The 13,049-nt window shown below is 56.3% G+C and carries 16 protein-coding genes; 6 read left to right on the top strand and 10 right to left on the bottom strand.

Annotation, left to right across the window (positions count from 1 at the left end; all coding sequences use genetic code 11):
• The first annotated feature begins 153 nt into the window (after positions 1–153).
• The gene (gene luxS / locus ACJ8IN_RS02520; RefSeq protein ID WP_019455133.1) at positions 154–669 is read left to right on the top strand and encodes an S-ribosylhomocysteine lyase; all 516 of its coding nucleotides are present in this window, start codon (positions 154–156) and stop codon (positions 667–669) included.
• 63 nt (positions 670–732) lie between these two features.
• Here luxS and ACJ8IN_RS02515 read toward each other — a convergent pair whose 3' ends face one another.
• Positions 733–2,022 (bottom strand): HlyC/CorC family transporter, encoded by a 1,290-nt coding sequence (locus ACJ8IN_RS02515; protein WP_033637180.1) that lies wholly within the window; start codon positions 2,020–2,022, stop codon positions 733–735.
• Positions 2,023–2,063: 41 nt separating this feature from the next.
• A complete protein-coding gene (locus ACJ8IN_RS02510) occupies positions 2,064–2,855 on the bottom strand; it encodes a cytochrome C assembly family protein (protein ID WP_308325439.1) in 792 nt (263 codons plus the stop codon).
• A 169-nt stretch (positions 2,856–3,024) separates the two neighbouring features.
• Here ACJ8IN_RS02510 and ffh point away from each other — a divergent pair, with 169 nt between their 5' ends.
• From ffh to rplS, 5 genes are all read left to right on the top strand, one after another.
• A complete protein-coding gene (ffh, locus tag ACJ8IN_RS02505; protein WP_004932504.1) occupies positions 3,025–4,386 on the top strand; it encodes a signal recognition particle protein in 1,362 nt (453 codons plus the stop codon).
• 214 nt (positions 4,387–4,600) lie between these two features.
• Positions 4,601–4,849, top strand: coding sequence for a 30S ribosomal protein S16 (rpsP, locus tag ACJ8IN_RS02500; RefSeq protein WP_004932501.1), 249 nt, complete (start codon positions 4,601–4,603; stop codon positions 4,847–4,849).
• A gap of 18 nt (positions 4,850–4,867) precedes the next feature.
• Positions 4,868–5,416 carry a ribosome maturation factor RimM gene (gene rimM / locus ACJ8IN_RS02495; protein ID WP_047569240.1) on the top strand — a complete coding sequence of 183 codons (549 nt, stop codon included), beginning with the start codon at positions 4,868–4,870 and terminating at the stop codon, positions 5,414–5,416.
• A 52-nt stretch (positions 5,417–5,468) separates the two neighbouring features.
• On the top strand, positions 5,469–6,236 hold the full coding sequence (gene trmD, locus ACJ8IN_RS02490) for a tRNA (guanosine(37)-N1)-methyltransferase TrmD (RefSeq protein ID WP_047569238.1): 768 nt from the start codon (positions 5,469–5,471) through the stop codon (positions 6,234–6,236).
• Positions 6,237–6,284: 48 nt separating this feature from the next.
• A complete protein-coding gene (rplS, locus tag ACJ8IN_RS02485) occupies positions 6,285–6,641 on the top strand; it encodes a 50S ribosomal protein L19 (protein ID WP_025301638.1) in 357 nt (118 codons plus the stop codon).
• 143 nt (positions 6,642–6,784) lie between these two features.
• Here the strand turns inward: rplS and ACJ8IN_RS02480 are convergent, their stop codons facing one another.
• The 8 genes from ACJ8IN_RS02480 to ACJ8IN_RS02445 form a co-directional block, all read right to left on the bottom strand.
• On the bottom strand, positions 6,785–7,012 hold the full coding sequence (locus tag ACJ8IN_RS02480; RefSeq protein WP_033637183.1) for an ogr/Delta-like zinc finger family protein: 228 nt from the start codon (positions 7,010–7,012) through the stop codon (positions 6,785–6,787).
• A gap of 89 nt (positions 7,013–7,101) precedes the next feature.
• Positions 7,102–8,196 (bottom strand): phage late control D family protein, encoded by a 1,095-nt coding sequence (locus ACJ8IN_RS02475; protein WP_442519479.1) that lies wholly within the window; start codon positions 8,194–8,196, stop codon positions 7,102–7,104.
• A complete protein-coding gene (locus ACJ8IN_RS02470) occupies positions 8,193–8,666 on the bottom strand; it encodes a phage tail protein (RefSeq protein WP_033652990.1) in 474 nt (157 codons plus the stop codon). The genes ACJ8IN_RS02475 and ACJ8IN_RS02470 overlap by 4 nt, the downstream gene beginning before the upstream one ends.
• Before the next feature lie 22 nt (positions 8,667–8,688).
• Positions 8,689–10,782, bottom strand: a complete 2,094-nt coding sequence (locus tag ACJ8IN_RS02465; protein ID WP_308325440.1) for a phage tail tape measure protein — start codon at positions 10,780–10,782, stop codon at positions 8,689–8,691.
• On the bottom strand, positions 10,775–10,897 hold the full coding sequence (locus ACJ8IN_RS02460; protein ID WP_072021583.1) for a GpE family phage tail protein: 123 nt from the start codon (positions 10,895–10,897) through the stop codon (positions 10,775–10,777). Before ACJ8IN_RS02460 ends, ACJ8IN_RS02465 begins: the two co-directional genes overlap by 8 nt.
• A gap of 32 nt (positions 10,898–10,929) precedes the next feature.
• Positions 10,930–11,217: a phage tail assembly protein gene (locus ACJ8IN_RS02455; RefSeq protein WP_033652960.1), complete on the bottom strand. Its 288-nt coding sequence runs from the start codon at positions 11,215–11,217 to the stop codon at positions 10,930–10,932.
• A gap of 64 nt (positions 11,218–11,281) precedes the next feature.
• Positions 11,282–11,791 (bottom strand): phage major tail tube protein, encoded by a 510-nt coding sequence (locus tag ACJ8IN_RS02450; RefSeq protein ID WP_033641919.1) that lies wholly within the window; start codon positions 11,789–11,791, stop codon positions 11,282–11,284.
• A 12-nt stretch (positions 11,792–11,803) separates the two neighbouring features.
• On the bottom strand, positions 11,804–12,973 hold the full coding sequence (locus tag ACJ8IN_RS02445; RefSeq protein WP_060423414.1) for a phage tail sheath protein: 1,170 nt from the start codon (positions 12,971–12,973) through the stop codon (positions 11,804–11,806).
• Between the last annotated feature and the right edge of the window lie 76 nt (positions 12,974–13,049).

Here is a 13,049-nt window from a genome sequence, read left to right as displayed (position 1 = left end):
CACATCAATGTGGCCAAATATGCATCTCTGATGACAGGGATGATGATAACAAATGCGCGTCTTTCAGATACTGAGACTCGCAGGGTTGGAAAAGGTTTCCCGGTTAGGAAAAAAAGTTTCGAAATAAATGCTCTTTTACGAGGAGGTAGCGAAATGCCATTGCTGGATAGCTTTACCGTCGATCATACCCGTATGGCAGCCCCGGCTGTCCGCGTTGCGAAAACCATGAAGACGCCTCACGGCGATACCATCACGGTGTTTGATCTGCGCTTTTGCCGCCCGAACCTGGAAGTGATGCCCGAGCGCGGCATTCACACGCTGGAGCACCTGTTCGCCGGCTTTATGCGTGACCACCTGAACGGCCAGGGCGTGGAGATTATCGACATCTCCCCGATGGGCTGTCGTACCGGTTTCTACATGAGCCTGATCGGCGTGCCGGAAGAGCAGCGCGTAGCCGATGCGTGGAAAGCGGCGATGGCCGACGTGCTGAAAGTGACCGACCAGCGCAAAATCCCTGAGCTGAACGAATACCAGTGCGGCACTTACCATATGCACTCGCTGGAAGAAGCGCAGGAGATCGCCAAGCACATCCTGGATAACGACGTGGTGGTGAACCACAACGACGAGCTGGCGCTGCCGAAAGAGAAGCTGCAGGAACTGCATATCTAGCCGCGAGTTCCCGCAGAGAAAAAAAGACGCGATTTCGCGTCTTTTTTACGTTCTGGCCAGCGGTCAGTGATGGCCGACGCTGGACTGCAGCGAGGTGATCGGCGTGACCCGCACCTGTTTTATCATGTTGCCCTGCACGTCGAGAATGTCGATATCGTAATGGCCGATACGCAACCGGGTGCCGATTTCGGGGATCTCTTCCAGCTCTTCGAGCAGCATGCCGTTGACGGTGCGCGCCTCGTTGGCCGGCAAGGTCCAGTTGAAGGCCTTGTTCAGCTCGCGCACGTTGGCGGTGCCGTCGATCAAGACCGAGCCGTCGCTCTGCGGCGTGACCTCTTCCGCCAGCGTGGGTGACATCGAGGTGGTGAAGTCGCCGACGATCTCTTCGAGAATGTCCTCTACCGTGACCAGGCCCTGAATGTCACCGTACTCGTCGACCACGATGCCGACCTTCTCTTTGTTGCGCTGGAACTTCACCAGCTGCACGTTGAGCGGCGTGCCTTCCGGCACGAAGTAAATCTCGTCGGCGGCGCGCAGCAGGTTCTCTTTGTTGAACTCTTTTTTCTCGGTCATCAGGCGGTAGGCTTCGCGCACGCGCAGCATGCCGATGGCGTCGTCCAGCGAACTGCGGTACAGCACGATGCGGCCGTGCGGCGAGTGGGTCAACTGGCGCATGATCGACTTCCAGTCGTCGTTGACGTCGATGCCGACAATCTCGGTGCGCGGCACCATGATGTCGTTAACCGTCACCTTTTCCAGATCCAGCACCGAGATCAGCATGTCCTGATTGCGCCGGGAGATTTGCGACTGGGATTCGCGCACGATGGTGCGCAGCTCATCCTTGCTGACGGCATCGCTGATGCGCACGTTGGTGCGAATGCCGAACAGGCGCAGCGTCATACTGGTAATGCCGTTGAGCAGCCAGACCAGCGGGAACATCACTTTTTGCAGCGGCGCCAGCAGGAAGCTGCTGGGGAAGGCGATGCGTTCCGGGTAGAGCGCGGCGAAGGTTTTCGGCAGCACTTCGGCGAACAGCAGCACGGCGAAGGTCAGTATGCCGGTGGCGATCGCCACGCCGAGGTCGCCATACAGCCGCATGCCGACGATGGTCGCCAGCGCCGAGGCGAGGATGTTGACCAGGTTGTTGCCGATCAGCACCAGGCCGATCAGCCGATCCGGTTTTTGCAGCAGCTTCTCCACACGGCGCGCCGAGCGATTGCCCTGTTTGGACAGGTGACGCAGGCGATAACGGTTGAGCGTCATCATGCCGGTTTCGGAGGCGGAGAAGTAAGCGGAGACCACGATCATGATCACCAGGATAATGATGAGGGTCCCCGTCGACACATGCTCCAATGCAGTATTCCTTATAGAGAGGGAAAGTTGAGGCGGCCGGCTTAGCGCACCATCACTTGCTGAATCAGACGGCTGCCGAAGTAGGCGAGCGTCAGCAGGAAGGCGCCGGCGAAGCTGAACCAGACGACGCGGCGGCCGCGCCAGCCTTCATGGTAATGGCCCCACAACAGCACGATATACACGAACCAGGCCATGATCGACAGCACCGCTTTATGCACGTTTTCTTTGCTGAACAGGTTATCCATGTACAGCAGGCCGGTGCACAGAGTGAGCGTCAGCAGCACCACGCCGATCTGGGTGATATGGAACATCTTGCGCTCGATGCTCATCAGCGGCGGCATGTCGGCGCTAAAGGTCAACTTCTTGTTTTTCAGAAGGTAGTCGAGCCAGGCAAGCTGCAAGGCGTAGAGCGCGGCGATGATCAGGGTGGCGTAAGAGAACAGCGCCAGGCCGATATGCACCATCAATTCCGGGCTGGACTCCAGGTGAGTGATGAACTCGCCGGGCATGAAGCTGGCGAAGGCCAGATTGATCATCGCGAAGCTGTAGACGATCGGCATCAGGAACCAGCCGCGGTCGCGCGAGGCGACGAAGGTCATGACCGAACAGATGATCAGGCTGACGATCGAGCCAATGTTCAGCAGGCTGAGATTCTGCCCGGCGCTGACGTCGAAGATGCGCTGCTGCAGCGCGATAGCGTGGCAAATCAGCGCCACCACCGCCGAGACGAGGGCAAGCCGACGGTATGCGCTGTTCTTCCGCAACAAGCTGGGAATGATCAGTCCAAGGCTGAGCAGGTAGGCCATCAAAGCCACAATGGAGAAAACTGGCATAGCGTTTAATTTTGCTTCGGCGTGGTTAATTGGAGTGTCAGTATAACGTTGCGCGCGTTTCACTCCAACCTATCTCCAACGCTGAGGCAGAGATCCGGCGCGCTTCGTGTTATCATCGGCGCAATTGTGTCGCCGGAGCGGCCTGTCATCACACGTTGAGCATGAGACGATGTTTGAAAATTTAACCGATCGATTGTCGCGCACGTTGCGCAATATCAGCGGCCGCGGGCGGCTGACCGAAGAGAATATCAAGGAAACCCTGCGTGAAGTGCGTATGGCGTTGCTGGAAGCGGACGTCGCGCTGCCGGTGGTGCGCGACTTCATCAACCGCGTCAAAGAGAGCGCGGTCGGCCATGAAGTCAACAAGAGCCTGACGCCGGGGCAGGAGTTCGTCAAGATCGTCAAGGGCGAGCTGATCGCCGCGATGGGCGAAGTCAACACCGAGCTGAATCTGGCGGCTCAACCGCCGGCGGTGGTGCTGATGGCGGGCCTGCAGGGCGCCGGTAAAACCACCAGCGTCGGTAAGCTCGGCAAATTCCTGAAAGAAAAACAGAAGAAGAAAGTGTTGGTGGTTTCCGCGGACGTTTATCGCCCGGCGGCGATCAAACAGCTGGAAACGCTGGCGGAAGGCGTCGGCATCGACTTCTTCCCGTCTGACGTCAAAGAAAAACCGATCGACATCGTCAATCGCGCGCTGCAACAGGCCAAGCTGAAATTCTACGACGTACTGATCGTCGATACCGCCGGCCGTTTGCACGTTGACGAAGCGATGATGGACGAGATCAAACAGGTGCACGCGGCGATCAAGCCGGTGGAAACCCTGTTCGTGGTCGACGCCATGACCGGCCAGGACGCCGCCAATACCGCCAAGGCGTTTAACGAAGCGCTGCCGCTGACCGGTGTGGTGCTGACCAAGGTCGACGGCGACGCGCGCGGCGGTGCCGCGCTGTCCATCCGCCACATTACCGGCAAGCCGATCAAGTTCCTCGGCGTAGGCGAGAAGACCGAAGCGCTGGAGCCGTTCTACCCGGATCGCGTGGCATCGCGCATCCTGGGCATGGGCGACGTGCTGTCGCTGATCGAAGATATCGAAAGCAAGGTCGACCGCGAGCAGGCGGAGAAGTTGGCCAACAAGCTGAAGAAGGGCGACGGTTTCGATCTGACCGATTTCCTGGAGCAGCTCAAGCAGATGCGCAACATGGGCGGCATGGCCAACATGCTGAGCAAGCTGCCGGGTGCCGGCCAGCTGCCGGACAACGTCAAGTCGCAGATGGACGATAAAGTGCTGGTACGCATGGAGGCGATCATCAACTCGATGACGCTGAAAGAGCGCGCCAAACCGGAAATCATCAAGGGCTCGCGCAAGCGCCGCATCGCGATGGGGGCCGGCATGCAGGTGCAGGACGTCAACCGCTTGCTGAAGCAGTTCGACGAAATGCAGCGTATGATGAAGAAGATGAAGAAAGGCGGCATGGCGAAGATGATGCGCGGCATGAAAGGTATGATGCCGCCGGGCTTCCCAGGCCGCTGATAGGCCTCCGCACGCCGAGTGCGGGCGCTTTCAGCATTCGCCGTTCGCGGTGAAAATCGCCCGAAATTTGACAGGCTGCAAAAGTTGTCCCCTGCGATCGACGCTTTAGATTGCTTTTTGCGCCAAAATGAGTAAAATTTTCGGGCTTTTTATATTGCAACCGGGCCCCGTCCCTCAATGGGGCCCGGCTGTTTTATTAACTAAAGAGGATGTTATGGTAACAATTCGTTTGGCACGTGGCGGCGCTAAAAAGCGTCCGTTCTATCAAGTAGTAGTGACCGACAGCCGCAACGCTCGTGATGGTCGTTTCATCGAGCGCGTAGGCTTCTTCAACCCGATCGCTTCCGGTCAGGCTGAAGCACTGCGTCTGGACCTGGACCGCATCGAGCACTGGGTCGGTCTGGGTGCAACCGTTTCTGATCGCGTTCACGCGCTGATCAAAGACGCTAAGAAAGCAGCTTAATCTGTCGCGGTGGTGGCAATGAGCAAGCAACTCAAACCGATAGCGCCGATCGCGCCGATTGTACTCGGTAAAATGGGGTCCGCTTACGGCATTCGTGGTTGGCTCAGAGTGTTTTCATCCACCGAGAACGCCGAAAGCATTTTTGACTATCAGCCGTGGTTTATCCAGCAGGCGGGTCAGTGGCAGCATATCGAGTTGGAAGACTGGAAGCGCCACAGTCAGGATCTGATCATCAAGGTCAAAGGCATTGACGATCGGGACGCGGCGAATCTGCTGACTAATCGCGAGATTATGGTGGATTCCGATCAACTTCCTCCGCTGGAGGGTGATGATTACTACTGGAAAGACCTGATGGGCTGCCAGGTAGTCACCACCGCCGGCTACGAGCTGGGTAAAGTCATCGATATGATGGAAACCGGCTCGAACGATGTGATGGTTGTGAAAGCGAACCTGAAAGATGCGTTCGGCATGAAGGAGCGGTTGATTCCGTTTCTTCATGGGCAGGTTATCAAGAAAGTCGATCTCACTGCCCGCGTGATTGAGGCAGATTGGGATCCTGGTTTTTGACCCCCGGATCAAACGGTCGAAGCAAGTGGAATAACGGTAAGGGGATTGGCTTGTGTTCATCGGTATTGTAAGCCTGTTTCCTGAGATGTTCCGCGCTATCACCGATTACGGGGTGACTGGCCGGGCAGTAAAAAATGGCCTGCTGAGCGTGCAGTGTTGGAGTCCTCGCGACTTCACCTACGACCGGCATCGCACCGTGGACGATCGCCCTTACGGCGGCGGCCCGGGAATGCTGATGATGGTGCAACCTTTACGGGAAGCCATTCATGCGGCGAAAGCAGCGGCAGGCGAGGGAGCAAAGGTGATTTATCTGTCACCTCAGGGGCGCAAGCTGGATCAAACCGGCGTGTGCGAACTGGCGGCCAATCAGAAGATGATTCTGGTGTGCGGCCGCTACGAAGGGATAGACGAGCGCGTAATCCAAACCGAAATTGACGAAGAATGGTCAATCGGCGATTACGTTCTCAGCGGCGGGGAACTGCCGGCGATGACCCTGATTGATTCAGTCGCCCGTTTCATACCGGGTGTGCTGGGCCATCAGGCCTCAGCGGAGGAAGACTCCTTCGCCGACGGATTGCTGGACTGCCCGCACTATACCCGCCCCGAGGTGTTGGAAGGGATGGAAGTGCCGCCGGTTCTGCTGTCGGGCAACCATGCCGAGATACGTCGCTGGCGCTTAAAGCAGTCGCTGGGCCGAACCTGGCTTAGAAGACCTGAACTTCTAGAAAGCCTAGCTCTGACTGACGAGCAAGCGGTGTTGCTGGCTGATTTCCAACGGGAACATCAGGCCAGGCAACAGGACTATGAAGGAAACGTCTGACATCAGACGGGACCGATATATCAGTTTACCTAGGGTAAGAGACATATTATGAGCAACATTATTAAGCAACTTGAACAAGAGCAGATGAAACAAGACGTACCTGCATTCCGTCCGGGTGATTCCGTGGAAGTGAAGGTATGGGTCGTTGAAGGTAGCAAAAAACGTCTGCAGGCATTCGAGGGCGTGGTTATCGCTATCCGTAACCGCGGTCTGCACTCTGCATTCACTGTTCGTAAGATTTCCAACGGCGAAGGTGTTGAGCGCGTATTCCAGACTCACTCCCCAGTAATCGACAGCATTGCTGTGAAACGTCGTGGTGCCGTTCGTAAAGCTAAACTGTACTACCTGCGTGAGCGTACTGGTAAGGCTGCTCGTATCAAAGAGCGTCTGAACCGCGTTGGCTAACGCTGCATCCAAAAGTTAATAGTTATCAGGGGTTGGCATTATGCCAACCCCTTTTTTTATCTGGAAAATCTATCACCTCGCATTTGCGAGACCTGGCCGCCTGGCAGCGACATTAAAAAGCCTGCATCAGCAGGCTTTTTGCATTACAGCGCGGCGGCGCTTTGTTTATGCTGACTCTCCGGCGGGTGCGGCTGCGCCGGGACAATGTCATCGCCAGGTTTGACGATCACCCGCGCGACGGACTCGTGCGTGGCGAACGTGCAGCTGCAATTGATGTTGCGGCATTGATGGTAACGCTCTTTGGTCGACTCGCTCAGATAGCGGCTGGAGCGAGTGTGGGCCACGTGACCGCATAATGGACAGTGCATCATAGTTGAATCCCTCGTTCTGCTACATCAGGTTATGTGACTTATAATAGCCCATTGACTCGCAAAAGCAAGATTAAGATGCAAATGAATTATCACCCCTCCGTGATTGCAAACTCCATGCGTTGAGTCAGTACATCCAATGCGAGGCTGGTGGAGAAACCTCGATCATTAAGCGTGTGAACGACTTGACTTATGATCCACGCTTGTCTGTCGATAACCTCTTTGAATCCACTCAGGTGAATCGGCGTTTCTGGACCGAGCTCAGGGCGGCCAACGGCGAGGTTTATGGATAATTGCACATTCCCTTGTTGAATGTTTGCCCACCTCGCTTTTGCCGCACGCATTGCGCTTTCTTTATTCGCGTAGAGCGTCGGCAGGGTAAAAACGTTATTGCTTTCACCTGCCAGATAGTTTGAAGCCGCATTTTCATCTGTGGTATTCCCTTCCTCACGTTGTACTGTCATCTGCTGTTGCCTGGCATGCTGAGTATCTTGCCATTTGGCAATAACGCCGGTGTAAGCGTTCCGATCGGCCACATTGAAGTAGTGCTGGTCGCCATCGCTGCGTTCCAAAGTCAGTGACGGCAGCGGTTTGCCCGAGATGCTTAGACCAGAACCTGGGACCAGAAACAGCAGGCGTTCATTTTTAATGGCGGCGACTGCACCATTCATGGTCGCCAGCCGGGTAAGAAAGGCGACATCCGTTTCCTGAGACTGATCGATATGCGTGATTTTGATCTCTGCCAGTCCTGCCGCCAGCGTATGCCCCATCCGGTTACGGTTGGCCACTTCGTTGACGATGTCACCAAGGGTGCGATCGTGATAGGAATGATCTCGCGCCACGTTCATCGAGTTTCGAAAGTCGACGCTGCGGGCCCGAATGACGAGTTTATCCGGTGCGCCACGATGTTCGATTTCATCAACGATAAACTTGCCTTTGTCGATCAAGGCGTGTCCTTTCCAGCCGAGCTTCACAGTGAGCGTTTGGCCGCGTTTGGGCATGGCGATTTGCCCATCCGCATCGTCGAGCTCAAGATCCAATCGATCCGCGGTAAAACCGCGATTATCGGTTAACGTCAATGAGAGCAGACGGTGGCGGAAAGCCTCCGTGATGTCTGCTTGCTGCAAAAACAAGGCGTAGTCTGGCGCAATGAGCGCGCCAATAGGGACGGGGGTTTGCGTGATCACGGCAGCATCTCCCTGAGCCGCGCCGCAGCCTGACCTGCTTTATCGGCAAGGTCAGAGGCTTGTTGGCGCAGATCGCCGAACATGGCGATCAGCGATTCATCAACGCGCATCAGATTGATCGTAAATTCTATCTGTCGCGCGCTGCCGTTCGAAAAAAGCTGGGTTTTCGTGTCGACTATGCTTTCAATGACATACATCCCATGAATAGTTCCATTGCCCTCGATCAGTGGCCAGGCTCTGCCTTGGGTAGCCATGAGCTGAAGCGCCATCAATGACAATGTCCCTCCGGTCACTTCCGGTACCAAGACTCCCGTCAGCGTTATTTTCTCATTGTCTACTCCCAGAAACTGCGCGGCAGGGCGCTGGCCGATGCGCGGCAGAGTCGGCCAGCGGTAATTGGCGCTGCGTTGCATGCTTTGATAAGGCACGGTTTTCAACATAAAAACGAACATGCCGAGGGTCAGCATCATCATATTTCTCCTATTCGCATGATTAACTCATCCGGCTGCGAGCATTTGCCGCCTGGCGATGAGCAAGTAATTCAAATTGCCGCGCGACTTCGCGGCCGATGTCTTGTTCATTCTGACCGGCGCCGGCAGTGATGTTGATAGTGACCGACGGAACCTGGATTTGGGTTACCGGCGAATCTGCTACCGGCGAGGCCGGCATTACAGGCGCGCTGAGCGACAGTAAAGCCGCCGACATGGCGGCCGTATGGCGGCGGCCGGTCACCTGAACGGGGCCGCTGACCAACTCAGGACCGTTTTCGCCTACAATGCCGAATTGTCCGGCAGGAATGTCTCCCCCGCGATCGAACTTGCCGGCAAACCAGGCGCTGCCGTTTTCGGCATTGCCAGAGGTGCCGCTCTTATCGCCAAATTGCATCCAGTCGGGAAGATATTCGGTCAATGACGTCAGTTGTTTTATCCAGCCATCAATGGTGTCTGAAATGTAATTCTTCAGCGCCTCACACCCTGCCGATATCTGCTCCCAGAGATGGCTAAAGAAGGGGCCGACCTTGTCCCAGTTTTCAATCAGGGTAAAAGCGGCAAGCGCAACCAGGCCGACAATGGCCAGCAGCGGGTTGGCCATCGCTATCCGCCCTAGCCACATCATGGCTTGCCCTGCCTTTAGGATCGCGCCGCTGATAATAGAGAACCCTGAGAGTACCTGGGTGGCGACCAGGCTGACGCCGCTAAGGCCGCCGAGCAATAACGTGAGCCCACCGGCGACCTGCAGCAAGGTGCCGGCCAACGCCGGATTATTGGTTATCCACATATTCAGTTTCACCAGCCACTCTGTCGCCGTTTGGGTCAGTTCCCGCAGGGCAGCGTTTTGGCCGCTAAACAGGTTGATTCTCAGGCTATCCCATGAGGCAAAAAGCTTTTGGATATCACCATCCATATTGTCGCCTTTGACGGTGACCAAGTGCTGCGCTGAGCCGGCAACCTGGTTGGCCTGGAGCTTCTCTCTGCCCGAAGGCGCAATCTGTTGCGCCGCACTGACGATATCGACACCTGTTGTGGCTTTGCTTTTCATGGCCGCACCAACGGCTCGAATATCCATGCCATATTGATTGCTGGCCAGCGCCAATACATCGGCAATGCGGTCGAATTGATCGGTGCCCATATTGAAGCTGTGCAGCATTTCCGTCATCGTTGCGGTGGTTTCGTTGACGCTGCTGCCCGTCGCGGCGGAGAGTGTCAGTGCGGCGGGCGAAGCCGTTAAAATTTCCTTGGCATTCAACCCTTGTTTTGCCAGCGCTGTTTGCGCTTGTAGGGCTTGATCCGGGGTATAACCGGATTGGCTCATACCGCGAGCCTGCTGCTCGAGAGCCGTGAGCTGCGGATCAGATTTGCCCAGATTCAGCTGCGCCCGCAGTTGAGAAAGCTGTTTTTCAAATTCGATTCCCGGCGCCAGCAGGTTAGCTCCCCCTATGGTGGCACTTTTGGCGACAGAAAAGCCTGCGCTGCTGGTGTTGCGTAATTTTTCCAGCTTGTCGAGGCGCGCTTGATTGCCTGCCTGTGCGGATCGATAGCGCTCCTGCGCTATCGATTGCCGTTGTTCTTTTAGGGTAACGATAGCGGCGCCGGCATTAATTCTGCCGTCACGCAGATTTTTGCGCTCATTGCCGAGCGATTTTAGATTAATCCCTTGCTGGGTAAGATGATGGCGCTGGCTTTTATCGATTGCGGCGAGGAGATCACGTTTCTTTTCCAGGGCATTTATCGTCTCCGCGACCTGCGCAATCTCTTTGTTCATAAATCGGGAACGCTGGCTTGGCTCGCGATCTTTCGTCAGCATTGCCAGCGCGGCGGATTTTTTGCGCGACGCTGCCAGCAACTTATTGGTCTCAGCCAGCGACTGGTTCGTCTTTTGGAAAGCGTCGATGTCATTTTCCTGCTGGCGCAGATGTTTGACTTTTTTCTCTGCTCGTTGGATATCCTGTCCCAGACTGTTGTACAGGTTTTTATCCCCGGTGGGCCTGCGCAACTGCCTCATCAGTTCTTTGCTCTGCTTGGCTATCGCTTGAAGCCCGATGACAATCTCGTTTTGTGACTCCAGCTCCTGTCTGCTGTTACTCATCTATTTTTACTCCACTACGTTGCAGCGCTCTGTGGCGCCAGCCGATCAGCTCCGCCAACGTCATGCCGTTCATTTCTGACGGCGGCCAGTGGAAAATCACCGCGATATCCGCCATCAGGTCATCTACTGTCAGAGTAGGCTCGACCGTTACTCGGCCGATGTCGGCGACAAAAAACCGATCACCTGGCCGGCCAGCGCAATCAGGTCAGGCAGTTCCAAACGGGTACACTCTTCCTTGGTCAGGTTCGGGTAGGTGACCCGAGGCAGAATAGTGATCAACGCGTCGACATCGGCGTTGGCCAGCGCGGCCAGACCGATGCCGCGCAGGCTGCCGGCATTCGGCTTGGTCACTTGCACGCGAGTGATTTCACTGTCGCCACGTTTAATCGGAGTATTCAGGACGACGGTGTTCTCCGGGGATGCATTCAGTTCCATGGGGTATCCAGTTTTCAGTCGGAAAAAGAGGGCCAGCGCGGGGCTGGCCGTTTGAGGTGAAAAATTACAGGCCGATGGCGCGGCGGTGCGCAGCCAGCAGATCTACGCCGTCGACTTTTTCGATCATGTTGACGGTATCGATCTCGATCAGCTCTTTGCCGTCGATGCTCAACTTGAAGTAGGTGCAGTCGGTGGAAACTTTGGTTTCGGTATCTTCACCCTGCTTGAAGTCGCCGCTGTCGATCTCTTTATGACGGCCGCGCATCACCACTTCGAGCGCAGAGACGTCGCCGGTATCGTCGCGTTGGAAAGAGCCGGTAAAGCGCAGCGGTACCGCATCGACGCGGCCCCATTGCTTGAGCACCAGTTCGTCAATGCCGCCCATGGTCCATTCCACCACCAGCGCATCGTCATCCAGGCCGAAGTCCACCGAGGCTGCGCCGCTCATGCCGCCGCCGCGGAATTTTTCCAGCTTGCGTGTCAGTTTCGGCAGCGTCATTGAGGAAACCACGCCCATGTAGTTGAAGCCGTCGTTAAACAGGTTCAGGTATTTCAGTTTTTTTGGCAGTGCCATGCTTCAGTCTCCTTAGCTGTTCACGGATGCGGCGAAGTTCGCCAGGTAGCGATCGGTAATGCGCTGACGCAGAGTCAGATCCTCCAGAGGAGGTACCGGGGTGTAGTCGTAATCGATAAACAGCTTGCCGGCCTTCAGGGTCTCTTTGTCGTTGGCGCTTTCGTCATACCAGCAGTCACCGTCGATGATCAGACCTGCGGATTTAAGTTCGCGGAACTTGGCCTTGATGCCGTCGATCATGTCGCGGATCAGCGTCGGGGTGAGCGGACGATCAATCGCCCACAAATGAGCTTCGGCCAAGGTGTCGGCCAATACCTGCGCGGTGCGGGTATAGTTTTCAAACTGGAACAGCGGCTCGTCGGAGCAGGTGCGAGATCCCCAGAACTTGAAGCCATCTTTGCGGATCAGGGTGGTGACGCAACCTTCATTCAGCAGATCGGCGTCGGTGCCTGCGGTTTGCAGATCCCAAAATACGCTGGACGAGATGCCGCTCACGCCGTTGACGCCGACGTTGGATAAGGTTTTATGCCAGCCGGTCTCCTGGTCGATCTTGGCACGCAGCCCCAGTGCACGAGCGGTGGCGAAGGCGATGTCGCTGCTGTTGGTGGTGGTATTCCAGTTGATGAAGTCCGGCCAAATCAGCATCAGTTCGCGCTGGCTGAAGTTGGCGCGAAATTTGATGGCGTCGGACACGGTTTTACAGCCGTAAGCGCTGATATAGCCGAAAGCGCGCAGCTGCTGGCAGATGCCGGCCAACGCGGTCGCCACTTCCTGATTATCATGGCCCGGTACGCCCAGAATGCGCGGTTTCACGCCCAGCTCGGCCTGAGCGGCCAGCAGCGCTTTCATGCCGGTGTACTTACCGTTTTCATCGGCGCCACCGATGATATTGGACGTGGTTTCGGCCTCGTCTTTCCCTTCCGCCACGCGTACCACGACGGTTACCGGCTTAGTCTGCTCGGCGATCGCCAGCAGCGAACGCGCCAGCGTCCCTTTTTTACCTGCTTTGCCGCTGGCGGCCAGGACGTCGGTAATCAGCACCGGGGTGTTGAGAGGAAACAGGGTTGCATCGGCATCTTCTGCGGTACAAACCATGCCGACAATGGCCGTCGAGACGGTGGAAATTACGCGGGTGCCTTCGTTGATTTCGAGGACACGCACGCCGTGGTGATAGTCACCCATAGCATTACTCCGTTTGTGGTTGGTGATGACAGCATGCCTGTTGGCAGGCGGTGCCGCATCTCATTCGGGGTGTGGG

The organism is Serratia sp. CY31944, from assembly GCF_052169175.1.
GTDB classification, from domain to species: domain Bacteria; phylum Pseudomonadota; class Gammaproteobacteria; order Enterobacterales; family Enterobacteriaceae; genus Serratia; species Serratia sarumanii.
Note: the sequence above shows the minus strand (reverse complement) of the source record. Positions and strands in the feature narration are given on the sequence as shown.

What these genes read in the sequence shown, in the direction of transcription:
- ACJ8IN_RS02450 (WP_033641919.1), bottom strand. Translation starts at nt 11,791, where the DNA reads ATGGCACTGCCAAAAAAACTGAAATACCTGAACCTGTTTAACGACGGC.
- ACJ8IN_RS02445 (WP_060423414.1), bottom strand. Translation starts at nt 12,973, where the DNA reads ATGGGTGACTATCACCACGGCGTGCGTGTCCTCGAAATCAACGAAGGC.
- ACJ8IN_RS02460 (WP_072021583.1), bottom strand. Translation starts at nt 10,897, where the DNA reads ATGGCGGATATCGCGGTGATTTTCCACTGGCCGCCGTCAGAAATGAAC.
- ACJ8IN_RS02480 (WP_033637183.1), bottom strand. Translation starts at nt 7,012, where the DNA reads ATGATGCACTGTCCATTATGCGGTCACGTGGCCCACACTCGCTCCAGC.
- ffh (WP_004932504.1), top strand. Translation starts at nt 3,025, where the DNA reads ATGTTTGAAAATTTAACCGATCGATTGTCGCGCACGTTGCGCAATATC.
- ACJ8IN_RS02470 (WP_033652990.1), bottom strand. Translation starts at nt 8,666, where the DNA reads ATGATGCTGACCCTCGGCATGTTCGTTTTTATGTTGAAAACCGTGCCT.
- rplS (WP_025301638.1), top strand. Translation starts at nt 6,285, where the DNA reads ATGAGCAACATTATTAAGCAACTTGAACAAGAGCAGATGAAACAAGAC.
- luxS (WP_019455133.1), top strand. Translation starts at nt 154, where the DNA reads ATGCCATTGCTGGATAGCTTTACCGTCGATCATACCCGTATGGCAGCC.
- ACJ8IN_RS02510 (WP_308325439.1), bottom strand. Translation starts at nt 2,855, where the DNA reads ATGCCAGTTTTCTCCATTGTGGCTTTGATGGCCTACCTGCTCAGCCTT.
- ACJ8IN_RS02465 (WP_308325440.1), bottom strand. Translation starts at nt 10,782, where the DNA reads ATGAGTAACAGCAGACAGGAGCTGGAGTCACAAAACGAGATTGTCATC.
- rimM (WP_047569240.1), top strand. Translation starts at nt 4,868, where the DNA reads ATGAGCAAGCAACTCAAACCGATAGCGCCGATCGCGCCGATTGTACTC.
- ACJ8IN_RS02455 (WP_033652960.1), bottom strand. Translation starts at nt 11,217, where the DNA reads ATGGAACTGAATGCATCCCCGGAGAACACCGTCGTCCTGAATACTCCG.
- rpsP (WP_004932501.1), top strand. Translation starts at nt 4,601, where the DNA reads ATGGTAACAATTCGTTTGGCACGTGGCGGCGCTAAAAAGCGTCCGTTC.